Raw genomic sequence first — 24998 nt, 5'->3', positions numbered from 1 at the left:
TTGGCCATTTGCCTGATTTGGCAATCAGCATACATAGAGCGGGGGCGTCGATGCAAACAGCCGGTCGGATAACGGCGAGAAAAGACGGGAAATCTCATGGCGAGCGGACAGAAAATTCCGGCAAGAATGACGGCCATCGCGATCTCGGAGCCAGGCGGCCCACGGGTGCTGAAGCCGGAAACGCGCGACGTGCCGCAGCCTGGTCCCGGCGAGATCCTGATCAAGGTGCATGCCGCCGGCGTCAACCGGCCCGATATCCAGCAGCGCAAGGGCGCCTATCCGGCGCCGCCCGGCGCGTCGGACCTGCCGGGCCTCGAGGCATCGGGCGAAGTGGCGGCCCTTGGCGACGACATATCGCGCTGGCGCATCGGCGACCGCGTCTGCGCGTTGACGCCCGGCGGCGGCTATGCCGAATATGTCAAGGTTCATGCCGGCAGCGTGCTGCCGCTGCCAGCCGGCTTTACCCACACCGAAGCCGCCGCCGTGCCAGAAAATTACTTTACCGTCTGGCACAATGTGTTCGAGCGCGGCGGCCTTAAGCGCGGCGAAACGCTGCTTGTCCATGGCGGCTCGTCCGGCATCGGCACCACGGCAATCCAGCTTGCCTCGGCCTTCGGCGCCTATGTCATCACCACCGCCGGCAGCAAGGAGAAGTGCGATGCCTGCCTGAAGCTCGGCGCCGACCGGGCGATCAACTATCGCGAGGAGGATTTCGTCGCCGCGGTGAAGGAGGCGACGGGCGGCAAGGGCGCCAATGTCATCCTCGATATGGTCGGCGGCTCCTATGTCGAGCGAAACTACGAGGCCGCGGCGGTCGAAGGCCGCATCGTCCAGATCGCCGTGCAAGGCGGCGCTGTCGCAAGCGCGGACTTTTCGAAGATCATGGTCAAGCGGCTCGTCCACACCGGTTCTACGCTGAGGCCGCGCACCGTGGAGTTCAAGGCGGCGATCGCGGCGGCGCTGGAAGCGCAGGTGTGGCCGCTGCTCGGCACCCGCAAGGTTGCCCCCGTCATGGACATGATCTTCCCGCTCAGCGAAGCCTGGCGGGCGCACGAGCGGATGGAGGACGGCGAGCATATCGGCAAGATCGTCCTCGACGTCGGCTAGGCCGTATCGATATTCGCAAGGGCGACCCCGAAAGCCACCCCAGTTTAGTCGCTGCGCGCCCGTCTTCGACTCCGTCTCGGCCTGACCTGAATCTCAACACGTCCCGGGGCATGCGCCTCACTGCCTATAAGATGAACAGAAGCTTAATGCTGCAATGCAGCATTTGCATCATTGCTATGCAAAATCGGCCATTCAAGTCGTCATCGATGACGCCTATTTGAGCACCATCGAAACGAACATCATTCTGGAGGACTACCATGAACCCGATCCGCGCTTTCCGTAACTGGCGTATGTACACCGAGACCGTCCGCGAACTGAACCGTCTCAACGCGCGTCAGCTCAGCGATCTCGGCATCAACCGCGCCGACATCGAAAAGATCGCCCGCAGGGCCATCTGAAGTCGGGTCTGGTCCGCCCCGTCGGACCAAGCCGTAGAAGCCAGAGCCGCATCAGACGACTTTCGTCGCGGTTCCGAGCCCGCTGGACCTAGTCCGGCGGGTTTTGTCGTTTTAGGGCCGGCAACAGCCGAATGTGGCTCGCCGGCAATCAGCGGTTGACCTCAGCTCTCCGCACGGCATTTGGATCATGTGCACACTCGGTCTGGCTTGCTGCAATGGCGCGAGCGCTGTCCGGTCGATTGCTTCCAAAAACGTTGCGAAACGACCCGAGAGCGGTTATACAGACCGCGAATTTCCCATTTTGGTGGCTCTAAACCACCGCCCGCGCGGGAACGCGGGCGAACGAGAAGGATTTTTAAATGGCCAATACGCTGCTGATGCCCAAGGCGACCGCCGTCTGGCTGGTCGACAACACCGCGCTTTCTTTCGAGCAGATTGCGCAGTTCTGCGGGCTGCATCCGCTCGAGGTCAAGGCGATCGCCGACGGCGAATCGGCGCAAGGCATCAAAGGCATGGACCCGATCATGACCGGCCAACTTACCCGCGACGAGATCGCGCGCGCCGAGAAGGATTCCAACCAGCGCCTGAAGCTTTCAGACCCCAAGGTGCGGGTGCCCGAATCCAAGCGCAAGGGGCCGCGCTACACGCCGCTGTCGAAGCGTCAGGACCGGCCGAATGCCATTCTCTGGCTGGTGCGCAACCATCCCGAACTCAAGGACGCGCAGATTTCGCGCCTCGTCGGCACCACCAAGTCGACGATCGAGCAGATCCGCGAGCGCAAGCACTGGAACTCGGCCAATCTGCAGCCGATGGACCCGGTGACGCTGGGCCTTTCCTCGCAGATCGACCTCGACATGGAAGTCAACCGCGCCTCGCGCGGTCGCGAACAGGCGCAGCCGGTCGGTGACACGCTGCTGCCGGCGGCCCTGACCGAGCGGCTTGTGCCGGCTCCCGAGAAGCCGAAGGACGAGGATGCCGAACTCGACGCCAACGCCGTGTTCGCCAAGCTCTCGGCCTTGAAGTCGAAGAACACGGACAACGACGACGACGAGTGAGATTGTCTGACATTCCAATAAAAGAGCCCGCTTCGAGCGGGCTTTTTTATGGGGTGCGTCAGGTCTCAGGTCCGCGCGGCACGATCCGGCGTCATGCCATAATCCTCGCTGCGCTCCACCGCCCGGTAGAAGTCGGCAAGCTGCTTGCCGCGCTCCGGCTTGAAGATGCGGCCGGCGATGACCACGGAGGCGATGCGATCGATGCGGAAGGCGCGAAAATCATCACGCATCTCGCACCAGGCGACCAGCGTCCACACCTTGCCCCAGAACCACAGGCCAAGCGGTCGGATATCGCGAGCGGTGCCGCGGCCGGCCTCGTCGGAGTAGTCGATGGTCAGCACCTGGCGCTTTTCGACAGCGCGCTCGATCAGGTCGATCGCCTCGCGGGCGGCGTCGCTGACTACCCACATCGGCGTGTGGATCTCGGTGCGCGCGATGCGGTCTTTTTCGGCATCGGGCAGGACGGCGCCGATCTTGACCAGCGCCTCGTCGGCGGCGCGCGCCATGGTAGCACCGCCAAAGGCGCGCACCATGCGGGCGCCGGCAACCAGCGCGACGATTTCGTCACGCGTGAACATCAGCGGCGGAAGGTCGAAACCCTCCCTCATCATGTAGCCAACGCCGGCCTCGCCGTCGATAGGCACTCCGGTCGACTGCAGGTCGGCAATGTCGCGGTAGATGGTTCGCTCGGAAACCTCGAGCCACGTGCCGAGCTTCTGGGCAGTGACCAAACGGCCACCGCGCAGATGCTGCACGATCTGGAAGAGCCTGTCGGCGCGGCGCATCGTATGGTCCCTCGGCGTTGTTTCTTTTCATGTCGCCCAAAACCGCAGAACACTTTTAGGCGGTGCTCATCGTGTTTTGCGCATGCCGTTATCCCAAAACCGCAGAACGCTTTTGGGTGGCATGCATCATGGTTTCAGCCCTTCGCGCTTGCGTTGCGCGGCAACAAACGCCGCGCCGAAGGAAAGTTTCTTCGTCGTTGGCGTTTTCGCATCGAGCACGCGCCAAAACGGTGCCACATCGCTCAACATCATGCCGCGCTCCAAATCCTCTTTGGCGGCTTCGGCAACGGTGCGCAGATGGTAGCCGATGGTAACCGGGCATGTCACTTCGGCGCCATGCTCGATGGCGAGCGCCGTGCGTAGCGCACGCACATCCATCTCGACGCCTTCGGGAATCGAGCGGATGAAATCATCGACCTGGCGCGCTGTCGGCACCAGCATCGGCTGGCCTTCGATGACATCGGCCATCGTGCGCGGCGTCGGCTTCACGCCGTTGATGCCTGGTGTGTTCAGTCTGTCGTTCCAACTCTTCATCGATCGTCCTTTCGACCGCCGATGCACAGTGTCTTAGGCTTGCACCATTGCACGCTCCTCCTGACAGCATACTGTCAGGAGGCTTCAGCATACTCCTTGGCGAACAGCGTCCGCATCTGCGCGAGATCATTGGCTCTTTCGGGGTAGAGCGTCTTCAGAAAGGCAAGCGCGAATGTCCCTGGTGCCGAACCGGGCGCGGAAACAATTTTGCCGTCAGTCACGGCATACGGCACATCCTGGTAGTTGCTGTCGCCGGCATAGCCGGCTTCATGACCATTGATCCAGTCACGGCCATTGCTGGTGTGTTTGGCTTTCTCGAACAGGCTGGCGCGGGCCAATGCCAGCGTGCCGGCACAGATACCGCCGACCACGCTGCCGCGCGATGCAACAGCGTTGAGCAGATCGGCGACATCCGGCGGCGCCTTGCCGGCCCACTCGTCGGAGCCGATGACGGCGATGGCGTCGAGATCGGTATTCTCATCCGCCGCGCCCGATCGATCGGGCGTCAGCCGAAAGCCGCTGATCCCGGTCACTGGCTTGCCATCAGGCGTTAGCGACACGGCACGGGCGCCGAACCATTCGACCGCCGAGGCCGCCAACAGCCCATACTCCCAGTCGGCAAAACCTTCGATGAAAAGGAAGCCGATTGTCTTCTGTTCGGGCATAAGCTCGCTCCCATCCTCACGCACCGGACCTGTTATCTGGGCGTTGACGCGCCCACATCCAACCGTGTGTCGAAAAATTCGTCTCAATTGCCGCGGAAGCGACGTTCGGCATACATGTCCGGCCAGCCGATATCCTTGCGAATGTCCGCCGGCAACGAGTTCATGAACCGCTGGGTGCGGATCTCGTTGCGTATCGTGCGTATCTTGCCGACATAGTGCTGCACGCCGCGCAGAATGGTGGAACCGTTCATGGCTAGTCTCCTCTCTCTCTGATGGAGACACTATCGCACACCCCTCCTGACAGCAGTCTGTCAGGAGGATGGCAGGGCGGCGACTATAATTCCGACCGGTGTATTTGCCAGGAAGGGGATACTTCTTTCACGACGTCAGACGGTGGTTGGCACAGGCTTGCTTCATGTCGATTGTTCACCGGAGCGACCCTAATTGAGGCGCCGTTGTTCAGCTTCCGGCGACGGACTGTCGGAATGCGCGGCCTTCAGCAATGGTGCAGCAGTTCTGATATGAAGGGAGAAAATTCTTCCCCAAAACCAGGGAGACGACCATGAGCCTGCAACTGACAGGAATCCACCATCTCACCGCCATCACCGCCAATGCGCCGGGCAATCTTCATTTCTATACGAAGGTGCTGGGCCTGCGGCTGGTCAAGAAGACGGTGAACCAGGACGATACCTCGGCCTACCACCTCTTCTATGCCGACGGCGAAGCGACGCCGGGCACCGACCTTACCTTCTTCGACTGGCCGGTTGGCCGCGAGAAGCGCGGCACGCACAGCATTGCGCGGACCAGCCTCAGGGTCGGCAGCCGGGAGAGCCTTGCCTGGTGGAAGCAGCACTTGGCAGACGAAGGCATTGTAACAGGAGAGATCGCCGACATCGGCGGCTACCCCTGTCTGGATTTCGAAGACCCCGAAGGCCAGCGTCTGCGCCTGGTCAGCGATGGCGGCAAGGGCGACAGCCATCCCTGGGTGCAAAGTCCGGTACCGGCCGAGCACCAGATTCGCGGGCTCGGGCCGATCGTCATCAGCGTTCCCGACATCACCAACACCGAGGCGGTGGTGACCAAGGTGATGAACATGCGCAAGGCCCGCGACTATGCCTCGCCGGAGGGCCAGGTTCACGTCTTCGAAATGGGAGAGGGTGGGCCGGCGGCGGAGTTGCATGTCCTGGTGCAGCCGGGACTGGCGCCGGCACGGCAAGGGGCGGGTGCGGTTCACCATGTCGCCTTCAGGGCGCCGGACCAGGAGACGCTGCATCAATGGACTGCCCGGCTGGCCGAGTTCCGGCTGCCGTCGAGCGGCGAAGTCGAGCGCTATTATTTCCGCTCGCTCTATTTCCGCGAGCCGAACGGCATTCTGTTCGAGATCGCCACCGACGGGCCGGGGTTCACTGCCGACGAGCCGCTGGAAACGCTAGGTGAAAGTCTGGCCCTGCCGCCATTCCTCGAACCGAAGCGCGCATCGATCGAGGCCGGCCTCAAGCCGCTGAAGTAGATCGCTCGCGGTCAAAGGGGGGCGCCGCGTTTCCGGTTCGGGATCGCGGCGCCCATTCTTTCTCAGGCAACGAAGGACGTGCTTTGACAGCCGGCCGCGTTGCTGGTCAAAGGCGGCATGTCGAAACTCCTCGCGCTCGTCATTGTTGGCATCATGGTCATCCAGTTGATCAAGCCGCTCGGCTGGCCGGGGCTGAAACGGCGCAGCGACTTCTGGAAGCTGGCGCTGCTGGCGATGGCCGCGATTTCGATAACAGCCGTGCTTGGGCATTGGACATAGACCAGCACCCGGCAAGGTGGGCCGTGCCGGCCCTCTAATTGGCTAGCACAAGGTCGACGAGATGTTCTGCCCAGGCGCGGTAACCGGCTTCCGATGCGTGAAAGCCGTCGGAGGCAAAGCCGGCCTCGGGATTGGTGATCGGCAGGCGCGGCGCCGACACCGCACCGCGCTCCAGGCAAAGGCGTTCACCCATCCGGTTCATTTCGGTGGCGCGGATTTCGAGGATTTTGCCGAGCAGTGGCGGCATCGCCGGCGCCCGCGTGAACTCCAGCACCGGCGACCACACCACACGCGCTTCCGGCCATTTGGCGCGCAGGCCATAGAGCAGCCCGCCGAACTCCTTCTTGAAGCGCGGCACGGAGTGAAAATTCTTGGTGTCGTTGGTGCCGATGGCCAGCACGATATGCGTCCATGGATCGGCCGACAGATTGGGCAGGACATGGTCGCGAATCTGGCCCGACGTCGCCGAATTGAAGCCGGCAGCACGCCAGCGCACGGCGCGGCCTGTATTCTGTGAAATCAGCACGGCGAGTTGCGCGGCAAGCCCATCTTCCGAATTGCCGATGCCGACCGAAGCGGCGGAGGAATCGCCCAGCACCAGAAGCGAGATCGCTGGCGCCTTGCCTGATACTTCGTGCATGACCGGCCCCTGCGCCGGCAGCATGCGCGTGGTGCGGCGTCGCACGCCGAGGCCTTGCCAGATATAGACCGGGAAGGCGAGCCAGGTGAGGAGTGCCGGGAAGCGCATGGTAATACCGTTAAACGATCAGCCGCAGCCTTAGCGCATGTTTGGGCTGACGTGAACGATCTTCAATCGCAGCAATTCGCCTGCCCCGCTTGCTTGCCCTGATATTCATCATGCAGGCGCACCCAATCCATCAGGCCTTGATAGGGGCCGGTTTCGTTGCGGCCCTTCGGCGTCATGTCGAGATAGTCATACGTGCCGATCAGTGCCTCGCCGCCGCGGGCGCGGGACATGAAGGTGAGGAAGAGGTCGCCGGTCTCGTCCCTGTAGAAAACACTGCTGCCGGGAAGCTCCTTCGATGTCCTGGGACGGGTCTCGAAATTGTAAGTGGTGTCGCCGGCGGCGATCTGCCTGTCGGTGAAGGAGACCTGCATGTCGAAGTTGAAATCCGAGGCATAGGACGACACCCAGTCGAACTTCCAGCCCATGCGCTGCTTGTAGGGCAGAAGTTCCGCCAGCGGCGCGCGCGAAACCACGACCAGCGACACGTCGTGATGTCTAAGGTGCTGATTGGCGCCGTCGATATGGTCGGCAAGGAATGAGCAGCCCTCGCAATGATGGCTGCAGCCCGGCCCGAACATGAAGTGATAGACGATCAGCTGGCTGTTGCCGGCAAACAGGCCGGTCAGTTTCTTCGGCCCTTGCTCGGTCTCGAAGACATAGTCCTTCCTGATCTTCAGCCAGGGCAGTTCGCGCCGCTCAGCTGCTATCCGCTCGCGAAGCCGTGTCAGTTCCTTCTCGCGGGCCAGGTGTGCCTTGTGCGCCTGGAACCAGTCTTCGCGCGAAACGATCTTGTTGCGATGCATGAACCTCTCCCTGTCTGTCACCCCAAGGACGTTTGGAATGAGCGCAACCCGACATTGCTGTCGGGTTTTGCCGAAGGGGAAATAAGGACGGAGAGGCTCCATCCCAAGCCCGGCACGTCACAAACAAAAAACCCGGGCGCATCGGCCCGGGTTCGAAGGGGGAAGAAAGAACTGTGATCAGGCGGCCTGTTCCAGGCTCGCCTTCCATTTTCCAAGCGCCGCCAGATGGTTCATATGGGCGCGATGGGTGAAGGCGGCCTGGCCGGCGGCGACGTTCGAGGCCTTGCCGCTCCAGGCTTTCTGTGGTGCGGCCTGCAGCGCGCGGCCATAGGAGAAGGTCAGCTTCCACGGGTGCGGCCCGATGGCGTTGAGGGCGTTGAGGTTGGCGGTCGCCTCCTCGTCCTCCTGGCCGCCGGAGAGGAAGGCGATGCCCGGCACCGCCGCCGGCACGGTCTCGCGGAACAGTTTTATGGTCTTTTCCGCAACCTCTTCCGGGCTGCTCACCTTGCCCGATTTCTTGCCGGCCAGCACCATGTTGGGCTTCAGGATGGTGCCTTCGAGCACGACACGCGCCGCATGGAGCTCGTCATAGAGCTTGATCAGCGTCGCCTTCGAGATTTCGTAACAGGTGTCGATGTCGTGGGCGCCGTCCATCAGCACTTCCGGCTCGACGATTGGCACGATGCCGGCCTCCTGGCAAAGGGCTGCATAGCGGGCGAGCGCATGGGCGTTCGAGTTGATCGAGTTGGCCGAGGGCACGCCCTTGGCCTGGTCGATGTCGATCACCGCGCGCCATTTGGCGAAGCGGGCGCCGAGCTTGTAGTAGTCGGCAAGGCGCTCGCGCAGGCCATCGAGGCCCTCGGTGATGGTGTCGCCGGGAAAGCCGGCCAGCGGCTTGGCGCCGGTATCGACCTTGATGCCGGGGATGGCGCCGGCCGCCTTGATGATGTCGACCAGCGGCGTGCCGTCGGCGGCCTTCTGGTGGATCGTCTCGTCATAGAGGATGACGCCGGAAATGTAGCGGGTCATCGCCTCCCTGGCGCGGAACATCATCTCGCGGTAGTCGCGTCGGCTGTCGGCGGTCGATTCAACGCCAATGACGTCGAAGCGCTTCTTGATGGTGCCGGAACTTTCGTCGGCGGCCAGCAGGCCCTTGCCATCGGCGACGATCGCGGCGGCAATGTCTTCGAGACGTTCGCTCATTGTTGCTTCTCCTGAAGGGGTTCGTTCCGCGCTTAACGGAAGTCTACCGCCAAAGGAATGGCATCGGAAAGCGCGAATCGATTGAAAGCTGCTGGCGCCCTTGTTCGCTCTCCGAGTGTTGATCGTCAGAGCCTCAGCGCTTCAGCACATCGACGCCTGGCAGCGGCTTGCCCTCCATCCATTCCAGGAAAGCGCCGCCTGCGGTCGAGACATAGGTGAAGTCGTCGGCGACGCCGGCATGGTTGAGCGCCGCCACCGTATCGCCGCCGCCGGCGACCGAGATCAGCTTGCCGGCCTTGGTGCGCGCCGCCGCGTGCTTGGCCGCCGCCACCGTCGCATGGTCGAAGGGCGCGATCTCGAAGGCGCCGAGCGGACCGTTCCAGACCAGTGTCGCGGCGCGGTCGATCCATTCGCCGATGGTCGTCACGGTTTTGGCGCCGACGTCGAGGATCATGCCGTCTGCCGGCACGTCGGAGATGGCGACGGTCTCGCAGGCCGCGCCCGCCTTGAACTCCCTGGCGACGACGCCGTCGACCGGCAGGATGATGGCGCAGCCGGCCTCTGCCGCCTCGATCATGATCTGCTTGGCGGTCGAGGCGAGATCATGCTCGCACAGCGATTTGCCGACATCGGTGCCGCGCGCGGCGAGGAAGGTGTTGGCCATGCCGCCGCCGATGACGAGTGCGTCGACCTTCTTTACTAGGTTCATCAGCAGGTCGATCTTGGTCGAGACCTTGGCGCCGCCGACAATGGCGACGACCGGACGGACCGGTTTGCCCAGACCCTTCTCCAGCGCTTCGAGTTCGGCCTGCATGGTGCGGCCGGCAAAGGCCGGCAACAGATGCGCCAGCCCCTCGGTCGAGGAATGGGCGCGGTGCGCCGCCGAGAAGGCGTCGTTGACGAAGATATCGCCATTGGCGGCGAGCCTTTCGGTGAAGGCCGGATCGTTCTTCTCCTCGGCCTTGTAGAAGCGGGTGTTTTCCAGCAGCAGCACGTCGCCCTTGTTCATGGCGGCGATGGCGCTTCCCGCCGTATCGCCGACGCAGTCAGAGGCAAACCCAACGGGGCGGCCGAGCACCTCAGCCGTCGCCCTGGCGATCGGCTCCAGCGAGAATTCGGCCGAAGGGCCATCCTTCGGTCGGCCGAAATGGGCAAGCAGGATGACCTTGGCGCCCTTGCCGGACAGTTCGGCGATGGTCGGCGCGATGCGTTCGATGCGGGTGGCGTCAGTGACCTTGCCGTCAGCGACAGGCACGTTGAGGTCGACGCGCACCAGCACGCGCTTGCCGCTGATGTTGCCGATATCGTCGAGGGTCTTGAAGGCGGCCATGCGGGTTCCTTTTCGCGAAAAATCGCCGGGAACATACCCCGCGCCAACGATGATGCAAGGCTTAGGCCGGATTCGAAACAAAATTTTGAAGTTGGCACGATTCTGTGCCGACGGCGGATTAAGGGCAGCACCCACAATCGAAGCTGTCAGCTCTCGGTCGTTGCCTTCTCCTCTTTCGGCTCGGAGGCTGGTTTCTCGTCCGCCTGCACCTCTGCCAACTGCATCTCGGTCGGCTTGCGCCAGTTGCGGATGAAGGCGGAGACACGGTCGCCGATTTCGCCGGCGCTCAGGAAAACCGGCACCCGCGCCACCGGCGCGGTCGGCTCGAAGGACAGGCCGAGGCCTGTGATCTTGCCCTTGTCGTCGACGTCACGAACGATCAGCTCGATCGGACCGAGCAGCACGCGGTCGGCATATTCGGCATGGCCGCCGAGCCGCGCCGTGACCAGTGCGCCGACGGTGAGCTTTTGCTCCGCTTCGGTCAAGCCCGGCGTGTAGGCCGCTTCCAGTTCGGCGGCGGAGCGCGCGGGGTCGACGGCGAAGGCGCCGAAGAAATCGGCATCCTCGGGATCGACCACGGCGCGGCTGGCGAACAGCTTGTCGAGCAGGCGCGGATAGCGGTCCGGCACGAAGATGTAGACTTGGTCGCCGGCGGCGAGCCTGCCCATGTCCTGGAAGCGCATCGAGCGGCCGTCGCGCAGCACCAGCGAAGGCCGTGCCCAGCGCGGGATGCGCTCGCCGCGCGCCACCGGGCTGCCGTGGGCAACGCGATAGGCGAGAAGCTCGTGATGGGCCGAGCCCGGCAGTTCCAACTCGACCTTGTCCAGCGGCCCAAGCCGCGCCGGCACGATGAGACCGAGACGGCGCGCCAGCGGTCCGACCGTCCAGCCCTGGATGACCAGCGACACCAGCACGATGATGAAGGCAGTGTTGAAGATGACACGGCCGTTTTCCAGCCCGCCGAGCAGCGGAGTGATAGCGAGCAGGATCGACACCGCGCCGCGCAGGCCGACCCAGGAGACGAAGGCAACCTCGGGGCGCGGCAGACGGAACGGGATCAGGCAGAGCCAGACCGCGATCGGGCGGGCGATGAACATCAGGAACAGGCCGAGCGCTACCGCCGGCACCATGATCGCCGGAAACTGCGACGGCGTCGCGAACAGGCCGAGGATGAGGAACATGATGATCTGCGCCAGCCAGGACATGCCGTCCTGGAAACGCTTGAGGATGGTGACGGCGCGGATGTCGGAATTGCCGGCGATGAGGCCGGCAATATAGACCGCCAGGAAGCCCGAGCCGCCAATGGCGCCGGCGGCGGCAAAGACCATCAGCGACAAGGTCAGCACGAAGATCGGCAACAGGCCGTGGTCGAGATTGAGCCGGTCGACGAGGCGCACGATGGCGAGGCCGCCGAGCACGCCGACGACCGCGCCGAGGCCCATGTTGAGGAGGAAGCCAAGGAACAGGCTGGTGACCAGGACATTGGTCTCGGGGTTGGCATGGGCGGCGATGATCTCGACCAGCGTGATGGTCAGGAAGATGGCGATCGGGTCGTTGGTGCCGGATTCCACCTCGAGCGTCGAGCGCACGCGTTCGCGCAGGTTGATCTCGCCGGCGCGCAGCAGGAAGAACACGGCGGCCGCATCGGTGGAGGCGACGGCAGCGCCGAGCAGGAAGGATTCCAGCCAGGTGAGGTCGAGCAGATAGTGGGCGGCGGCACCGAACAGGCCGGTGGTCAGAAGCACGCCGAAGGTCGCCAGCGACAAAGCCGGGCCCGCAGCCTGCCGCAAGGCGTTTAGCGGCGTGCCGAAACCGGAATCAAACAGGATGACGGCCAGTGCCAGTGAGCCGGCAAAATAAGCGATGCGGGCGTTGTCGAACTGGATGCCGAGGCCGTCGGTGCCGCTCGCCAGGCCAATACAGAGAAACAGGAGCAGAAGAGGGGCGCCGAAGCGGAAGGCGATCAGGCTCGAAAACGCGGCGGCGACGACAAGCGCTGTGCCGACCAGCGTAACGAGATAGATCGCATGCTCCATCCTGAAATCAGCCCCTCAAATTCGTCTGTCTCCTGCTTTACGAGAGAGTGGGGCGAAGACGTGACCAGTGCAAGGCGGCAGGGTGGCTTTTTGACCTATGCCGCTGATTTTCGGATGTTTTGGCGCTCAGGACACAAATCGGCAGGGCGCCAGCCGCCCTCATGAAAAACGCCCGGACAAAGCCGGGCGTTCCAGGTTTCGAAAAGAGAGCTTTGCGATCAGGCGATGGTCTTGCCGAAGGCGACCGCGGTATCGCCCATGCGGTTGGAGAAACCCCATTCATTGTCGTACCAGGACAGCACCGAAACGAAGTTGCCGTCCATCACCTTGGTCTGGTCGAGCGCCATGATCGAAGAACGCGGATCGTGGTTGAAATCGATCGAGACGTTCGGGTGATGGGTGACGCCGAGGATGCCCTTGAGCTTGCCGTTGGAGGCGGCGATCACGGCGTCGTTGATCTCCTGCACGGTCGTCGCACGCTTGGCGATGAACTTGAAGTCGACGACCGAGACGTTCGGGGTCGGCACGCGGATCGAAATGCCGTCGAGCTTGCCCTTGAGGTCGGGCAGCACCAGGCCGATCGCCTTGGCGGCACCGGTCGAGGTCGGGATCTGCGACAGGGCCGCGGCGCGGGCGCGGTAGAGATCCTTGTGCATGGTGTCCAGCGTCGGCTGGTCGCCGGTGTAGGAATGGATCGTCGTCATCATGCCCTTTTCGATGCCGACCGTTTCGTGCAGCACTGCTGCCAGCGGCGCCAGGCAGTTGGTGGTGCACGACGCATTCGAGATGACGATGTGGTCCTTGGTCAGTTGGTCGTGGTTGATGCCGTAGACGACGGTGAGGTCGGCGCCCTCGGCCGGGGCCGAAACGACGACGCGCTTGGCGCCGGCGGTCAGATGCGCGGCGGCCTTGTCGCGGGCGGTGAAGATGCCGGTGCATTCGAGCGCGATGTCGATGCCGAGTTCCTTCCACGGCAGCTGGGTCGGATCCTTGATCGCGGTGACCTTGAACGTCTCCTTGCCGACGGTGATCTGGTCGCCAGATACCGAGACTTCATGCGGGAAGCGGCCGTGCACGCTGTCATAGCGCAAGAGGTGCGCGTTGGTCTCGACCGGGCCGAGGTCGTTGACGGCGACGACGTCGATGTCCTTGCGGCCGGATTCATGGATGGCGCGCAGGATGTTGCGGCCGATGCGGCCGAATCCGTTGATGGCAACTCTGACGGTCATTATTCTCTCCCTGGGAGCTGTAGGGCAGACGATGGGTCCGCAGTTTCATAGCGGCGGAAGCGGAAAGAATCCAGCCGCAGCGACGTGGATTTAAATCGATTAGGTTGGGCCAGCCCGGCGAAACCGCTTTTCGTGTTTTCGCCGGGCTGGCCAGAATCTTACTTGGCGTGCAAGCGTGCTTCCGCCGCCTTGGCCGCCGCCTCGGCGGTGATGCCGAAATGCGGATAGAGCTGTTCGATGGTGCCCGAGGCGCCGAAACCGGTCATGCCGATGAAGATGCCGTCGCTGCCGATCAGATGGTCCCAGCCCTGGCGGATGCCGGCTTCGATCGCCATCCTGATCGGTGCGTTGCCGATCGTCTTCTTGCGGTAGTCGGCGCTCTGCTGGTCGAACAGCTCGAAGCAAGGCACCGAGACGACGCGGGTCGGGTGGCCGTGCTTTTCGAGGAGGTCACGGGCGCCGAGCGCGATCTCGATCTCTGAGCCGGTGGCGAAGATGGTCACCGCCGCCTCGCCGCTGGCCGCGGCCAGTTCGTAGGCGCCCTGGCTGCTCAGGTTCTTCGCGGAGAATTCGGTGCGTACCGTCGGCAGGTTCTGACGGGTCAGCGCCAGGGTCGACGGCGTTCTTTCCGACTCGAGAGCGATCTGCCAGCATTCGGCGGTTTCCACCGCATCGGCCGGACGGAAGACATTGTGGTTGGGGATGGCGCGCAATGCGGCCAGATGCTCGACCGGCTGGTGGGTCGGGCCGTCTTCGCCCAGACCGATGGAATCATGGGTCATGACGAAGATCGAGCGGATGCCCATCAGCGAGGCCAGCCGCATCGACGGACGCGCATAGTCGGAGAAGCACATAAAGGTGCCGCCATAGGCGATGAGGCCGCCATGCAGCGTCAGGCCGTTGATCGCGGCGGCCATGCCGTGCTCGCGGATGCCGTAGTGGACATAACGCTGGCCATAATCGTCCGGCGTGATGTTCTTGGTCTGGCTGGTCTTGGTGTTGTTGGAGCCGGTCAGGTCGGCGGAACCGCCGATGGTCTCGGGCACGGCGCCGTTGATGACCTCCAGCGCCATCTCGGAAGACTTGCGGGTGGCGACCTTCGGCTTGTCGGCCGACAGCTTCTTCTTGTAGTCGGCGATAACAGCGTCGAAATTGGACGGCAGCTTGCCAGCGAGGCGGCGCTCGAACTCGGCCTTCAGTTTGGCGTCGACCTTGGCCAGACGGCCTTCCCAGTCGGTACGTGCCTTAACGCCGGCCTTGCCGGCAGTGCGCCAGGCGTCGAGGATATCGGCCGGAATCTCGAAGGGCGGCGAATCCCAGTTGAAGAACTTGCGTGCGCCGGCGATCTCGTCGGCGCCGAGCGGCGAACCGTGCGCCTTGTTGGTGCCGGCCTTGGTCGGCGCGCCGAAGCCGATGGTCGTCTTGCAGGCGATCATCGTCGGCTTGTCGGAGTGGCGGGCGGCTTCGATGGCATAGGCGATCGCTTCCGGATCGGTGCCGTCGATGTGGCTGGCATTCCAGCCGGAAGCCTGGAAGCGGGCGACCTGATCGGTGTTGTCGGACAGCGAGACCGGACCGTCGATCGAAATGTTGTTGTTGTCCCAGAAGACGATCAGCTTGTTGAGCTTGAGGTGGCCGGCAAGCGCGATGGCTTCCTGGGACACACCTTCCATCAGGCAGCCGTCGCCGGCCAGCACATAGGTGTAGTGGTCGACGAGGTCATTGCCGAAGGCGGCGTTCATGATGCGCTCGCCGAGCGCGAAGCCGACCGAATTGGCCAGACCCTGGCCGAGCGGGCCGGTCGTCGTCTCGATGCCGGTGGCATGGCCGTATTCGGGATGGCCGGCGGTCTTCGAGCCCAACTGGCGGAAATGCTTGATCTGGTCGATGGTCATATCTTCGTAGCCGGTCAGATGCAGCAGCGAATAGAGCAGCATCGAACCATGGCCGGCCGACAGGATGAAGCGGTCGCGATCGGCCCAGTGCGGGGTCTTGGGATCATATTTCAGGAAGCGCGTGAACAGCACCGTGGCGATGTCGGCACAGCCCATGGGTAGGCCGGGATGGCCGGAATTTGCCTTCTCGACGGCATCCATGGAGAGAAAGCGGATCGCATTGGCCATCCGGTCATGTTGTTCACGCGACGTCATGGTTCCTCCAGAAGTGGGGGTTTGGGGGCTTGGGAGAGCCCTGAAAAGGGTGCGCGACACATAGCAGGCGCGGGCTTTTAGTCAACAAATCGGGTGCACATTTGCCGGTCTTGTGATGCCGGCGGCGGGTCTACATTAGCGTTAGCAGGGGACAGTCGCGAGAGCTTTGTTGACGTTGCCTTCACCCGGTGCCTAATGTTTCCCGGATAACGCGTTCTGAACGCGAACGATTCGGTGATGGGCAGGGCACAGGACGAAGCCATGACCGGGGAAGCCACACTCAAGGAAGTCATCGCCAGGCTGGGCAAGGCCATCGAGGGGCTGGAAAACGCCGTCGCGGCCAAGCTCGAGCATGAACGCGATTACTCGGAAGCCGAGGCTGAAGTGCAGCGGATGAATGCCGATCGCTCCCGGCTGGCGCAGGAACTCGACAATTCCGAAGCGCGCGCCGAACGGCTGGAAGACGCCAACAAGGAAGTGTCGCGACGGCTGGTGACCGCCATGGAAACCATCCGCGCTGTGTTGGACAGGTAGGGGGCTGGACAGGTAGGCTCATGGCTCAAGTCACGGTTTCCATCGACGGCAAACAGTATCGGATGGCCTGCGACGAAGGTCAGGAAGACCATCTGATCGACCTTGCCGAACGTTTCGACCGCTATGTCTCGCATCTGAAGGACTCCTTTGGCGAGATCGGGGACCAGCGGCTGACCGTGATGGCAGGCATCATGGTGATGGACGAGCTTTCGGAGCTGCAGAAACGCGTCAAGGGCATGGAAAGCGAAGTGCTGACCTTGCGCAAGACGCGCGACGATGCGCTGACCAAGGCCGACAAGAACGATAGCGTGCTGACCAACGCGCTTGGCGCGCTGGCACAGCGCATGGAAGACCTGACCGTGACGCTGGCGGTCAACAAGACCTGAGGCGGCGCGGTCTCTCCGCCCAGCCAAAAGTCTTTCCTGCGCTTTTGGCTCGACGGCAGCATAAAAATGCTCGCTCCGCCGCCGACAAGAGTTTCAAATTATCTCGCGGTCACGATTTTTGCGCTAAGATGCGGCGATGCCGGAGCGTGGACGTCGTGATGGCGGCATGGTTTGCCGCCCCTCGCTCCTGACAGAATTTGTTGCAGGGGAGATGTGCCATGAGCCTTCGTATCAACGACATTGCGCCGGACTTCAGCGCCGAGACCACGCAAGGGACGATCAAATTCCATGAATGGATCGGCGACGGCTGGGCGATCCTGTTCAGCCATCCGAAGAATTTCACGCCGGTCTGCACGACCGAGCTTGGCACGATGGCCGGGCTGGAAGGCGAGTTCAAGAAGCGCAACGTCAAGATCATCGGTATTTCCGTCGATCCGGTCGCGAGCCATGACAAGTGGCAGGCCGACATCAAGACGGCGACCGGCCACACGGTGAACTACCCGCTGATCGGCGACAAGGACCTCAAGGTCGCCAAGCTCTACGACATGCTGCCAGGCGGTGCCGGCGAGACGTCGGAGGGCCGCACTCCCGCCGACAACGCTACGGTGCGCTCCGTCTACGTCATCGGACCGGACAAGAAGATCAAACTGGTGCTGACCTACCCGATGACCACGGGCCGCAACTTCGACGAGATCCTGCGGGCGGTCGATTCCATGCAGCTCACCGCCAAGCATCAGGTGGCGACGCCGGCAAACTGGAAGCAAGGCGAGGACGTCATCATCACCGCCGCCGTCTCCAACGAGGATGCGATCAAGCGCTTCGGCGCCTACGAGACCATCTTGCCGTATCTCAGGAAGACCAAGCAGCCCTCCGCCTGACCCCCAGGCGCTTTGGAACGGTTTTTGGCTTTCCCGTCGCCGCGAGCGAAATGATGCTTGACTGAGGCATCCGAGAGGACAACCATACTCCTCTCGGATGTCGTCAGAGAAAATCATTCCTGCCGGCTAAAGGTGGTGGGGAAGCCAAAATTGGACGTAGCTTTGGCCAGACCGCAGGTCAGCGGCTTCTATGACAAGCCGACCGGGGCCATTCAGTACGTCGTCGCCGACCAGGCGACGAAACGTTGCGCCATCATCGATCCGATCCTCGATTTCGACGAGAAATCCGGCGCCACGGCAACGAAGAATGCCGACGCCCTGCTCGACTTCATCCGGGAAAACGGGCTGGAGCTGGAGTGGATCCTCGACACCCATCCGCACGCCGATCATTTCTCGGCGGCGCATTACCTGAGTGAGAAGACCGGAGCGCCGACAGCGATCGGCGACAGGGTCGTCGACGTCCAGAAACTGTGGAAGGCAATCTACAATTGGCCGGATTTTCCCGCCGACGGTTCGCAGTGGGACAGGCTGTTTGGTGGAGGCGAAACCTTCCAGGTCGGCAGCCTTCCGGTCAAGGTGCTGTTCTCACCCGGCCACACACTGGCCTCGATCACCTATGTGATCGGCGATGCCGCCTTCGTCCACGATACGCTGTTCATGCCCGACAGCGGCACGGCGCGGACTGACTTTCCCGGCGGCAGTGCCGCGCGGCTCTGGCGCTCGATCCAGGACATTCTGGCGTTGCCGGACGAGACACGCGTCTTTGTCGGCCATGACTATCAAGCGGGCGGCCGCGAGCCCTTGTGGGAAAGCACGGTCGCCACACAGAAGGCGTCCAACATCCATCTCGTCGCTGCCCGCAGCGAGGCCGAGTTCGTCGCCCTTCGCGAGGCACGCGACCGGACGCTGCCGATGCCGCGGCTGATCCTGCACGCACTGCAAGTCAACATGAATGGCGGGAGGCTGCCGGAACCCGAGGCGAATGGCCGGCGGTACCTGAAATTTCCGCTGGATGGGCTTTGAGGGGCTTTGCCGGCCCCGGCGCCTTTTTCAGAACTTGGGTCTTCGCCCCACGGAAGCGCCAATCGCGAAGGCAGAACCCCCGAAGAAAAAGGCGGCGCCAGTTTCCTGACGCCGCCTTGATGTTCATTGCCGATGCCGGCTTTACGCCGCGGGCTGGGCCTCGATGGTGCGCAGCGCCTGGGTCTGGCGCTTGGCAGCGGCCTTGACCGCGTCCTGCACCTTCTCGAAGGCGCGCACCTCGATCTGGCGCACGCGCTCGCGGCTGATGTCGAACTCGGACGACAGCTCTTCCAGCGTCAGCGGCTCCTCGGCGAGGCGACGGGCCTCGAAGATGCGCCGCTCGCGCTCGTTGAGCACGGCAAGAGCGCCCGACAGCATGCCGCGCCGGTTTTCCAGCTCGTCCTGTTCGATCAGCATCTCTTCCTGGCTTTCGTGGTCGTCGACCAGCCAGTCCTGCCATTCGCCGGATTCGCCTTCGCTCGCCCGGATGGGGGCGTTGAGCGAGGCGTCGCCGGACAGGCGGCGGTTCATCGACACCACTTCGGCTTCGGAAACGTTCAGCCTGGTGGCGATCTCGGCGATCTGGTCGGGCTTCAAGTCGCCGTCATCCAGTGCCTGGATCTTGCCCTTCACCTTGCGCAGGTTGAAGAACAGGCGCTTCTGGTTGGCGGTCGTGCCCATCTTGACCAGGCTCCACGAGCGCAGGATGTACTCCTGGATCGAGGCCTTGATCCACCACATGGCGTAGGTCGCGAGGCGGAAGCCGCGCTCGGGTTCGAATTTCTTGACGGCCTGCATCAGGCCGACATTGCCTTCAGAGATCACTTCGCCGATCGGCAGGCCGTAGCCGCGATAGCCCATGGCGATCTTGGCGACGAGCCTGAGGTGGCTGGTGACGAGCTTGTGCGCAGCGGAGGTATCTTCATGCTCGGCGTAACGCTTGGCGAGCATGTACTCTTCCTGCGGCTGCAGCATGGGAAAGCGACGGATTTCTTCCAGGTAGCGGCTGAGGCCGCCTTCGCCGGAAACGATACTGGGTAATGACTGGGCCATGATAGCGCCCCCTCTCTATTGGAGTGATGCCCCCGAAACGCGGCGGGCATGTGACGCGAGCACCAAAAGGCTCGCCCGCGACATCGGATCTTATACAGGAACAAAACCAGAAAAGACAGGCATTTGTTCAACACGAAACAGTGTGTCACGCTGAAGTGAACAATGCCGCTCAGGTTTTTCTGTGGCAGGTTCAGAGCTTGCGGAAACCGCCTACGAGTTCCTCCATGTCCCCCGGTATAGGCGCTTCGAACCTCATCGTTAGATGGGTAGCCGGGTGGCGAAATGCAAGGAGCCAGGCATGCAAAGCCTGCCGGGGAAATGCCTTGACCTGACTTTTCAGCGGTTCGGGCAGCCGGTTGGCCTTGGTGCGAAAGGCCTGGCCATAGTCGGGGTCGCCGATCACCGGATGGCCGATATGCGCCATGTGGACACGGATCTGGTGGGTGCGGCCGGTCTCCAGCCGGCATTCGACCAGGCTGGCCGTGGCGAACTCCTGTTGGTTCTCGCCGAAGCGCTCCTGCACGGCGAAATGGGTGACCGCATGGCGGGCGTCGTCGCGTCCTTCGGGCACCACGGCACGGCGCACGCGGTCGGCGGCGCGGCCGAGCGGCGCGTCGACCCTTCCGGTCGGCCTCTGCGGTATACCCCAGACCAGCGCCAGATAGGCGCGCTCCAAGTCGCCGGTTAGGCCGTGATCGGCGAAGGCTTCGGACAGCGACTTGTGGGCGCGGTCGGTCTTGGCGACTACCATGACGCCGCTGGTCTCCTTGTCGAGGCGGTGGACGATGCCCGGCCGGCGCACGCCGCCGATGCCGGAAAGACTGTCGCCGCAATGATGGATCAGCGCGTTGACCAGCGTGCCGGTCCAGTTGCCGGCGCCGGGGTGCACGACAAGCCCCGCCGGCTTGTTGATGACGATCAGCTCGTCATCCTCATAGAGCACATCGAGCGCGATGTTCTCGCCTTGCGGCTCTGCCGGCTCCGGCTCCGGCATGGCGACCGAGACGCTTTCGCCTGGCGTCATCTTGCGCTTGGTCTCGTCGACCGGTTTGCCGTTGACCGAGACCGCGCCCTGCCTGATCAGCATCTGCACGCGGCTGCGCGACATATCCGGGCCGAGGCTCACCGCCAGCCACTGGTCGAGGCGCAGGCCGGCCGCATCCGCGCCCGCCACCAGCACGGTTGGCTCCATGAACTGGTGCTCTATCAATTCAGGGGCCTCTTCGCTATGAGCGCTCATTGAAAAACCGTTCCGGATTATTTGCCATGGCCCGGCCTGACGCCGACGAAAACGAAGAAAAGCCGCTCGACCCCGAGATCGACAAGGTACGCGGCAAGCTCATCCGCTTCATGGCCATCAATCTCGGCCTGCTTTTGCTGGCTCTTATGGTGGTGATCGCGGCGATTGTCTACAAATCCCGCAAAGCATCTCCTGAGAACCCGCCGTTGGCCGGCGATATCCAGACACCCGCCGGCGAACCGGTCAGCGGCGACATCGTGCTGCCGATCGGCGCCAAGGTGGTCAGCCAGTCGCTGTCCGGCAATCGCCTCTCCATCGACGCCGAACTTGCCGACGGCAGCCGCACGATCTTCGTCTACGATATCGCCGAGCGCCGCCTGATCGGCCGCTTTGCGATCCGCAACAAATGACCGGTCAGCAACGATGAACAAGCCTCAGGCATGACCGGGTTCGCCGAACATCGCCGTGTCGCGACCGTGGCCCTGGTCGTCGCCAGCTATGACGAGGCGATAGCCTGGTATGTCGAGCGGCTGGGCTTCCTGCTCGTCGAAGATGTCGATCTCGGCGGGGGAAAACGCTGGGTCACGGTGGCGCCGGCCAATGGCAAAGGCGCCAGGCTGCTGCTGGCCGAAGCTTCCGACGAGGCACAAAGCAAAAGCATCGGCAACCAGACCGGTGGGCGTGTCTTCCTGTTCCTCGAAACCGACGACTTTGCCCGCGACCATAAGGCGATGCTGGAGAAGGGCGTCGAATTCCGTGAAGCACCGCGCTTCGAGCCTTACGGCACGGTGGCGGTTTTCGCCGATCTCCACGGCAATCTCTGGGACCTGATCGAGCCGAAACGCTAGACCTGCAGCCGACTTTTCCCCGACAAGGGAAAGCGGCCGAACCCCAGTTGCTTTTTCCCAGCGCTCAGCCTATATCGCCGGTTCTTGAACGCGCCCATCGTCTAGCGGTCAGGACACCGCCCTCTCACGGCGGGAACAGGGGTTCGATTCCCCTTGGGCGTACCAAGGATTTCAACGACTTAGTCGTACAGGTTTTGAGGATCTGGTCCTGCAGGCCAAAGTTTGACGCGGTCTCCGTTGGATGGCCGGCGCGGCATATGAACAGAACCCGGGTCGCAGCAAGTCTCTAGATATGGCCAACCAGCTGCCGGCGATATTTTTTATAGAGCCACTCCATGCGCTTGTACCAAAGCGGCCTTTGTTTGTCGGGGTTTATAGACGTCAGGAAGGCGCCAGTGTGGGTGCCCTGCTCAACAAAAGGTCTCTCGAACCAAAGCACCTCCACGCCCAGCGCCGCGTCGGCACTGTCGATCTCGTGACCGATCGGCCCGGACATCTTGCGTTCGTCAAACCAGGCGCACCTCTCCGCTGCCACGGAGCGGGTGATGATGTAGGAATCGGTGGCTTTGCCGTGGGGGGCTGGATAGAGATGTTGTCCGCGCTTCAACTTGAACGCCGAAATGTAGTAGGTGCCGGCATTGCCGATATAGATAACGGCTTTGCGGTTTGGATCGCCGAGCTCTGCCAGAGCCGCGTTGAATTTTGTATTGAAATTGGCCGCCAGGAACACGTCGTCCTCTAAGACCAGACAATAGTGCTTGTCGGTCTTCAGAAAATCGCGCCAGATCCCGATGTGTTTCAAGGAGCAGGACAGTTCCGCCATTTTAAGAGCGCCTGGCGTGGTAAGTCTTTCGACGTCTTCATCAGTAATGTCCGAAACATCCCAGTGAAGGTACCAAGTGGCGGGAATACCATGGCGTCCGATCTGCTTCGCGATGTGCTGTTCTCGGTCCTCATAGCCCCTCTTGACGTGGCAAATACGCACATAAACTTGGTCGGCGGGAAATTTCAGCATGTGATCCATATAGCCACTGGCGTTTTGGAAATCTACGGGCCCTGAACGTCCATAACCACAAAGCGTATTCCGGCGTGCAGTGCTTGCGTGGCACGGCATGTTGCAGCAAGTTGGCTGCATGAAACAACTGGCCTTGGCCCTCCTCGTCTCCGTGTCCCTGATTGCCCAGTGTGGCCCGTCCTTCTCCAAGGACAGCAAGATCACGGGCACCATTCGAGGTTTTGAATGCGGCGACAATTGTTACCTGACCCTTGTCGACCGCAAGAAGGCCGAGCAAGTCGGCCTGTGTTCCGCGCCCGAGTGCGAAAGCTGGAACGAGCAAACCGTGATGCCGTCCCGCTACAAGGGAAAACGCGTGACGGTTACAGTCGGGCAGGGGCAGCAGGTCGATGACAGCGGCAACGTCATGGGAGAGATGATGTCTTTCACAAAGATCAGATTTCTCGACTAGCGTGCCGGCATTGGACGCAATTCGCTTTCGATCCTAGACCACGAATCTCTTAGATCTCTCCTTCAATCGCCAGATCCTGACCGCGTTCGTGGCTTCTGGCGCAGCGGGGCTGATTGCATTAGCATCACGTCAGGGATCCTGAGGCTCCAGCGGCGCGCAGAACGCCGGGTGCCGGCAAGATCCGGACGGGCAGTTGATGCCACGGGGGAGAAGGCCAATGCGGAAACTGCAATCGCAGGGCGTCCATCACATCACGCTGGTCGGCGCCGGGCGCCAGACCTCGATCGATTTCTGGGAAGGCGTGCTCGGCATGCCGTTCGTCTTCGAGCAGCCCAACCTCGACAAGCCGAGGGAAAGCCATCTTTATTTCGATCCGGGCGACGGCCGGCTGATCACCATCTTCACCGATGAGAGTCGCACGCCGGAGAAGCGGCGCACGCCGACCGATCCGGGTTGTGTCCACCACATCGCCTTTTCGGTGTCGCGCGTGACCTTCCTGCAGGCGGTCGCCCGGCTTGACGAGCGCGGCATCAAGCACAGTGGCGTCAAGGATCGCGGCTTCATGGATTCGATTTATTTCGAGGATCCGCTCGGCCTGCTGATCGAGCTCGCCTCCTACCGCTTCGAGCCGCCGGCGGGCTTCACCCATGCCGACGTGTTGATGGAAGCGCACAGGCTGCGGGTCGCGCGCGGCGACTACAATATCGCGGAAGTGCATCTCGCCGATGCGATCCAGGCGCTCGTCGAGCGTTTCCGCGCAACCTTGTCGGACGACCGGGCAGCGAAGAACCCATACTGAACAGACCAGAGGGAGGAACAAGATGGCCAAGACAGCGACGAAGAGTGCGAAGAAAACAGCCGCCAAGGCAGCCGCCAAGCCGGCGGCGAAAGCTGCGGCAAAGCCGGTGGCCAAGGCAGCCGCCAAGCCCGCCGTGAAGGCGACGGCAAAAGCCGCGCCTGGGGCCAAGGCGAAGCCGGCGAAGAAACCGGCCGTGAAGCTCAGCATGCTGAAGCCCAGCGTCAACAACATGACTGTCCGGGTGTTCGCGCGCGCGGCCGGGCTGGACACCGCCGAGACCGATGCCTGGGGCCACACCCGTTCGCCGGAATTCATGGCGCGGAACCCCGCCCATTTGACGCCGATGATCGAGGACAAGGGCCTTCCCAGAGGCGTGTTGTGGGAAAGCTGCGCCATCATGCAATACCTCTCCAACAAGCACGGGCTGGAGAAATTCTATCCCAAGGCGCCGGCCAAGCGGGCGATGATCGACAGCGCCATGTTCTACCTGGTCGGTACGCTCTACCCCTATGTGGCGCGCGCCACCTATCCGTTCCTCGGCTTTCCGCAATATGCCGGCGAGGTCGGCCACAGCGACGCCCACCCCGACAGGAAGTCCGAAGCCCAGAAGGCGGCGATGGCCGCGATCGCCGAGCCGCTGGAGGTCTTTCACTCCTTCTTCAGGGATGGCAAGCCGTTCATCGGCGGCAAGAACCCGTCCATTGCCGATATTCGCCTGGCGGCGACGCTCGAATTCTTGGCCGTCATCGACTATCCTCTGCCCAAATGGGCGAAAGACTATGTGGCAGCGGTCGAGAAGAAGCTCGGCAAGGCCTATAGCGAGCCGGCCGGCGACGTGCGCGGCTACATCGCCTATGTGAAGTCGCAGGCCAAGGCCTCAGCTTAAGGATTCGTTAACCAAAGCCCTGTCTACTGGAGGCAATTCGCTTTCGGCCCGCG

At 62.7% G+C, this 24998-nt stretch carries 28 protein-coding genes and 1 tRNA gene; 15 read left to right on the top strand and 14 right to left on the bottom strand.

Annotated elements, in window-relative coordinates:
* Positions 1 to 96: 96 nt before the first annotated feature.
* The 3 genes from EJ076_RS34265 to EJ076_RS34255 all read left to right on the top strand — a co-directional run bounded on the left by EJ076_RS34265 (position 97) and on the right by EJ076_RS34255 (position 2560).
* Entirely contained in the window at positions 97 to 1107 is a 1011-nt protein-coding gene (locus EJ076_RS34265) for an NAD(P)H-quinone oxidoreductase (protein ID WP_126070834.1), read from the top strand.
* A 257-nt stretch (positions 1108 to 1364) separates the two neighbouring features.
* A complete protein-coding gene (locus EJ076_RS34260) occupies positions 1365 to 1505 on the top strand; it encodes a DUF1127 domain-containing protein (protein ID WP_013529236.1) in 141 nt (46 codons plus the stop codon).
* A gap of 359 nt (positions 1506 to 1864) precedes the next feature.
* On the top strand, positions 1865 to 2560 hold the full coding sequence (locus EJ076_RS34255; protein WP_056586700.1) for a DUF1013 domain-containing protein: 696 nt from the start codon (positions 1865 to 1867) through the stop codon (positions 2558 to 2560).
* A gap of 65 nt (positions 2561 to 2625) precedes the next feature.
* Here EJ076_RS34255 and EJ076_RS34250 read toward each other — a convergent pair whose 3' ends face one another.
* The 4 genes from EJ076_RS34250 to EJ076_RS34235 form a co-directional block, all read right to left on the bottom strand.
* A complete protein-coding gene (locus tag EJ076_RS34250; protein ID WP_126070833.1) occupies positions 2626 to 3345 on the bottom strand; it encodes a YafY family protein in 720 nt (239 codons plus the stop codon).
* A 126-nt stretch (positions 3346 to 3471) separates the two neighbouring features.
* The gene (locus EJ076_RS34245) at positions 3472 to 3879 is read right to left on the bottom strand and encodes a hypothetical protein (RefSeq protein ID WP_126070832.1); all 408 of its coding nucleotides are present in this window, start codon (positions 3877 to 3879) and stop codon (positions 3472 to 3474) included.
* A gap of 74 nt (positions 3880 to 3953) precedes the next feature.
* Entirely contained in the window at positions 3954 to 4544 is a 591-nt protein-coding gene (locus tag EJ076_RS34240; protein WP_126070831.1) for a DJ-1/PfpI family protein, read from the bottom strand.
* Between the two features lie 83 nt (positions 4545 to 4627).
* Complete coding sequence (locus tag EJ076_RS34235) at positions 4628 to 4795, bottom strand: hypothetical protein (protein ID WP_109665021.1); 168 nt, start codon at positions 4793 to 4795, stop codon at positions 4628 to 4630.
* Between the two features lie 311 nt (positions 4796 to 5106).
* Between EJ076_RS34235 and EJ076_RS34230 the strand changes: the two genes are divergently transcribed.
* Both EJ076_RS34230 and EJ076_RS34225 read left to right on the top strand, forming a co-directional pair.
* On the top strand, positions 5107 to 6054 hold the full coding sequence (locus EJ076_RS34230) for a ring-cleaving dioxygenase (protein ID WP_126070830.1): 948 nt from the start codon (positions 5107 to 5109) through the stop codon (positions 6052 to 6054).
* Positions 6055 to 6171: 117 nt separating this feature from the next.
* Entirely contained in the window at positions 6172 to 6333 is a 162-nt protein-coding gene (locus tag EJ076_RS34225) for a hypothetical protein (protein WP_082525434.1), read from the top strand.
* A 34-nt stretch (positions 6334 to 6367) separates the two neighbouring features.
* Here EJ076_RS34225 and EJ076_RS34220 read toward each other — a convergent pair whose 3' ends face one another.
* The 7 genes from EJ076_RS34220 to tkt form a co-directional block, all read right to left on the bottom strand.
* Positions 6368 to 7081 carry an SGNH/GDSL hydrolase family protein gene (locus EJ076_RS34220; RefSeq protein WP_126070829.1) on the bottom strand — a complete coding sequence of 238 codons (714 nt, stop codon included), beginning with the start codon at positions 7079 to 7081 and terminating at the stop codon, positions 6368 to 6370.
* 62 nt (positions 7082 to 7143) lie between these two features.
* Positions 7144 to 7884, bottom strand: a complete 741-nt coding sequence (locus tag EJ076_RS34215; RefSeq protein WP_126070828.1) for a thioredoxin family protein — start codon at positions 7882 to 7884, stop codon at positions 7144 to 7146.
* Positions 7885 to 8061: 177 nt separating this feature from the next.
* Positions 8062 to 9087: a class I fructose-bisphosphate aldolase gene (locus tag EJ076_RS34210; protein WP_126070827.1), complete on the bottom strand. Its 1026-nt coding sequence runs from the start codon at positions 9085 to 9087 to the stop codon at positions 8062 to 8064.
* 133 nt (positions 9088 to 9220) lie between these two features.
* Positions 9221 to 10417: a phosphoglycerate kinase gene (locus EJ076_RS34205; RefSeq protein WP_109665038.1), complete on the bottom strand. Its 1197-nt coding sequence runs from the start codon at positions 10415 to 10417 to the stop codon at positions 9221 to 9223.
* A 146-nt stretch (positions 10418 to 10563) separates the two neighbouring features.
* Positions 10564 to 12453 (bottom strand): potassium/proton antiporter, encoded by a 1890-nt coding sequence (locus tag EJ076_RS34200; protein WP_126070826.1) that lies wholly within the window; start codon positions 12451 to 12453, stop codon positions 10564 to 10566.
* Positions 12454 to 12671: 218 nt separating this feature from the next.
* Complete coding sequence (gap, locus tag EJ076_RS34195) at positions 12672 to 13682, bottom strand: type I glyceraldehyde-3-phosphate dehydrogenase (RefSeq protein WP_109665044.1); 1011 nt, start codon at positions 13680 to 13682, stop codon at positions 12672 to 12674.
* 158 nt (positions 13683 to 13840) lie between these two features.
* Complete coding sequence (gene tkt / locus EJ076_RS34190) at positions 13841 to 15832, bottom strand: transketolase (RefSeq protein ID WP_126070825.1); 1992 nt, start codon at positions 15830 to 15832, stop codon at positions 13841 to 13843.
* Positions 15833 to 16093: 261 nt separating this feature from the next.
* Here tkt and EJ076_RS34185 point away from each other — a divergent pair, with 261 nt between their 5' ends.
* From EJ076_RS34185 to EJ076_RS34170, 4 genes are all read left to right on the top strand, one after another.
* The gene (locus EJ076_RS34185) at positions 16094 to 16366 is read left to right on the top strand and encodes a DUF4164 domain-containing protein (RefSeq protein WP_013529251.1); all 273 of its coding nucleotides are present in this window, start codon (positions 16094 to 16096) and stop codon (positions 16364 to 16366) included.
* Between the two features lie 20 nt (positions 16367 to 16386).
* On the top strand, positions 16387 to 16752 hold the full coding sequence (locus EJ076_RS34180) for a cell division protein ZapA (RefSeq protein WP_109665049.1): 366 nt from the start codon (positions 16387 to 16389) through the stop codon (positions 16750 to 16752).
* A gap of 218 nt (positions 16753 to 16970) precedes the next feature.
* On the top strand, positions 16971 to 17630 hold the full coding sequence (locus EJ076_RS34175; protein WP_056586735.1) for a peroxiredoxin: 660 nt from the start codon (positions 16971 to 16973) through the stop codon (positions 17628 to 17630).
* A gap of 150 nt (positions 17631 to 17780) precedes the next feature.
* Positions 17781 to 18653, top strand: coding sequence for an MBL fold metallo-hydrolase (locus EJ076_RS34170; protein WP_126070824.1), 873 nt, complete (start codon positions 17781 to 17783; stop codon positions 18651 to 18653).
* 141 nt (positions 18654 to 18794) lie between these two features.
* On the opposite strand, the gene rpoH is transcribed toward EJ076_RS34170, so the two are convergent.
* Both rpoH and EJ076_RS34160 read right to left on the bottom strand, forming a co-directional pair.
* Positions 18795 to 19706: an RNA polymerase sigma factor RpoH gene (rpoH, locus tag EJ076_RS34165; protein WP_013529255.1), complete on the bottom strand. Its 912-nt coding sequence runs from the start codon at positions 19704 to 19706 to the stop codon at positions 18795 to 18797.
* A 190-nt stretch (positions 19707 to 19896) separates the two neighbouring features.
* Positions 19897 to 20946, bottom strand: a complete 1050-nt coding sequence (locus EJ076_RS34160) for an RluA family pseudouridine synthase (RefSeq protein WP_126070823.1) — start codon at positions 20944 to 20946, stop codon at positions 19897 to 19899.
* A gap of 26 nt (positions 20947 to 20972) precedes the next feature.
* On the opposite strand from EJ076_RS34160, the gene EJ076_RS34155 reads away from it, so the two are divergent.
* The 3 genes from EJ076_RS34155 (at position 20973) to EJ076_RS34145 (ending at position 21959) form a co-directional block, all read left to right on the top strand.
* The gene (locus tag EJ076_RS34155) at positions 20973 to 21356 is read left to right on the top strand and encodes a fimbrial protein (RefSeq protein WP_109665061.1); all 384 of its coding nucleotides are present in this window, start codon (positions 20973 to 20975) and stop codon (positions 21354 to 21356) included.
* Between the two features lie 30 nt (positions 21357 to 21386).
* Positions 21387 to 21794, top strand: coding sequence for a VOC family protein (locus EJ076_RS34150; protein ID WP_109665064.1), 408 nt, complete (start codon positions 21387 to 21389; stop codon positions 21792 to 21794).
* A gap of 90 nt (positions 21795 to 21884) precedes the next feature.
* A tRNA-Glu gene (locus tag EJ076_RS34145) sits at positions 21885 to 21959 on the top strand.
* A 121-nt stretch (positions 21960 to 22080) separates the two neighbouring features.
* Here EJ076_RS34145 and EJ076_RS34140 read toward each other — a convergent pair.
* Entirely contained in the window at positions 22081 to 22809 is a 729-nt protein-coding gene (locus EJ076_RS34140; RefSeq protein ID WP_126071213.1) for a glycosyltransferase family 25 protein, read from the bottom strand.
* 118 nt (positions 22810 to 22927) lie between these two features.
* Between EJ076_RS34140 and EJ076_RS34135 the strand changes: the two genes are divergently transcribed.
* The 3 genes from EJ076_RS34135 to EJ076_RS34125 all read left to right on the top strand — a co-directional run bounded on the left by EJ076_RS34135 (position 22928) and on the right by EJ076_RS34125 (position 24945).
* Positions 22928 to 23260, top strand: a complete 333-nt coding sequence (locus EJ076_RS34135; protein WP_245462937.1) for a hypothetical protein — start codon at positions 22928 to 22930, stop codon at positions 23258 to 23260.
* A gap of 217 nt (positions 23261 to 23477) precedes the next feature.
* Positions 23478 to 24059, top strand: coding sequence for a VOC family protein (locus tag EJ076_RS34130; protein WP_126070821.1), 582 nt, complete (start codon positions 23478 to 23480; stop codon positions 24057 to 24059).
* 22 nt (positions 24060 to 24081) lie between these two features.
* Positions 24082 to 24945, top strand: coding sequence for a glutathione S-transferase family protein (locus tag EJ076_RS34125; protein WP_126070820.1), 864 nt, complete (start codon positions 24082 to 24084; stop codon positions 24943 to 24945).
* Positions 24946 to 24998 lie beyond the last annotated feature (53 nt).

This window comes from Mesorhizobium sp. M7D.F.Ca.US.005.01.1.1, from assembly GCF_003952545.1.
GTDB lineage: Bacteria > Pseudomonadota > Alphaproteobacteria > Rhizobiales > Rhizobiaceae > Mesorhizobium > Mesorhizobium loti.
Note: the sequence above shows the minus strand (reverse complement) of the source record. Positions and strands in the feature narration are given on the sequence as shown.

What these genes read in the sequence shown, in the direction of transcription:
- EJ076_RS34135 (WP_245462937.1), top strand. Translation starts at nt 22,928, where the DNA reads ATGAAACAACTGGCCTTGGCCCTCCTCGTCTCCGTGTCCCTGATTGCC.
- EJ076_RS34220 (WP_126070829.1), bottom strand. Translation starts at nt 7,081, where the DNA reads ATGCGCTTCCCGGCACTCCTCACCTGGCTCGCCTTCCCGGTCTATATC.
- tkt (WP_126070825.1), bottom strand. Translation starts at nt 15,832, where the DNA reads ATGACGTCGCGTGAACAACATGACCGGATGGCCAATGCGATCCGCTTT.
- EJ076_RS34240 (WP_126070831.1), bottom strand. Translation starts at nt 4,544, where the DNA reads ATGCCCGAACAGAAGACAATCGGCTTCCTTTTCATCGAAGGTTTTGCC.
- EJ076_RS34130 (WP_126070821.1), top strand. Translation starts at nt 23,478, where the DNA reads ATGCGGAAACTGCAATCGCAGGGCGTCCATCACATCACGCTGGTCGGC.
- EJ076_RS34155 (WP_109665061.1), top strand. Translation starts at nt 20,973, where the DNA reads ATGGCCCGGCCTGACGCCGACGAAAACGAAGAAAAGCCGCTCGACCCC.
- EJ076_RS34180 (WP_109665049.1), top strand. Translation starts at nt 16,387, where the DNA reads ATGGCTCAAGTCACGGTTTCCATCGACGGCAAACAGTATCGGATGGCC.
- EJ076_RS34140 (WP_126071213.1), bottom strand. Translation starts at nt 22,809, where the DNA reads ATGCTGAAATTTCCCGCCGACCAAGTTTATGTGCGTATTTGCCACGTC.
- gap (WP_109665044.1), bottom strand. Translation starts at nt 13,682, where the DNA reads ATGACCGTCAGAGTTGCCATCAACGGATTCGGCCGCATCGGCCGCAAC.
- EJ076_RS34225 (WP_082525434.1), top strand. Translation starts at nt 6,172, where the DNA reads ATGTCGAAACTCCTCGCGCTCGTCATTGTTGGCATCATGGTCATCCAG.
- EJ076_RS34245 (WP_126070832.1), bottom strand. Translation starts at nt 3,879, where the DNA reads ATGAAGAGTTGGAACGACAGACTGAACACACCAGGCATCAACGGCGTG.
- EJ076_RS34160 (WP_126070823.1), bottom strand. Translation starts at nt 20,946, where the DNA reads ATGAGCGCTCATAGCGAAGAGGCCCCTGAATTGATAGAGCACCAGTTC.
- EJ076_RS34260 (WP_013529236.1), top strand. Translation starts at nt 1,365, where the DNA reads ATGAACCCGATCCGCGCTTTCCGTAACTGGCGTATGTACACCGAGACC.
- EJ076_RS34250 (WP_126070833.1), bottom strand. Translation starts at nt 3,345, where the DNA reads ATGCGCCGCGCCGACAGGCTCTTCCAGATCGTGCAGCATCTGCGCGGT.
- EJ076_RS34255 (WP_056586700.1), top strand. Translation starts at nt 1,865, where the DNA reads ATGGCCAATACGCTGCTGATGCCCAAGGCGACCGCCGTCTGGCTGGTC.
- EJ076_RS34265 (WP_126070834.1), top strand. Translation starts at nt 97, where the DNA reads ATGGCGAGCGGACAGAAAATTCCGGCAAGAATGACGGCCATCGCGATC.
- EJ076_RS34230 (WP_126070830.1), top strand. Translation starts at nt 5,107, where the DNA reads ATGAGCCTGCAACTGACAGGAATCCACCATCTCACCGCCATCACCGCC.
- EJ076_RS34235 (WP_109665021.1), bottom strand. Translation starts at nt 4,795, where the DNA reads ATGAACGGTTCCACCATTCTGCGCGGCGTGCAGCACTATGTCGGCAAG.
- rpoH (WP_013529255.1), bottom strand. Translation starts at nt 19,706, where the DNA reads ATGGCCCAGTCATTACCCAGTATCGTTTCCGGCGAAGGCGGCCTCAGC.
- EJ076_RS34200 (WP_126070826.1), bottom strand. Translation starts at nt 12,453, where the DNA reads ATGGAGCATGCGATCTATCTCGTTACGCTGGTCGGCACAGCGCTTGTC.
- EJ076_RS34175 (WP_056586735.1), top strand. Translation starts at nt 16,971, where the DNA reads ATGAGCCTTCGTATCAACGACATTGCGCCGGACTTCAGCGCCGAGACC.
- EJ076_RS34215 (WP_126070828.1), bottom strand. Translation starts at nt 7,884, where the DNA reads ATGCATCGCAACAAGATCGTTTCGCGCGAAGACTGGTTCCAGGCGCAC.
- EJ076_RS34210 (WP_126070827.1), bottom strand. Translation starts at nt 9,087, where the DNA reads ATGAGCGAACGTCTCGAAGACATTGCCGCCGCGATCGTCGCCGATGGC.
- EJ076_RS34185 (WP_013529251.1), top strand. Translation starts at nt 16,094, where the DNA reads ATGACCGGGGAAGCCACACTCAAGGAAGTCATCGCCAGGCTGGGCAAG.
- EJ076_RS34150 (WP_109665064.1), top strand. Translation starts at nt 21,387, where the DNA reads ATGACCGGGTTCGCCGAACATCGCCGTGTCGCGACCGTGGCCCTGGTC.
- EJ076_RS34125 (WP_126070820.1), top strand. Translation starts at nt 24,082, where the DNA reads ATGGCCAAGACAGCGACGAAGAGTGCGAAGAAAACAGCCGCCAAGGCA.
- EJ076_RS34205 (WP_109665038.1), bottom strand. Translation starts at nt 10,417, where the DNA reads ATGGCCGCCTTCAAGACCCTCGACGATATCGGCAACATCAGCGGCAAG.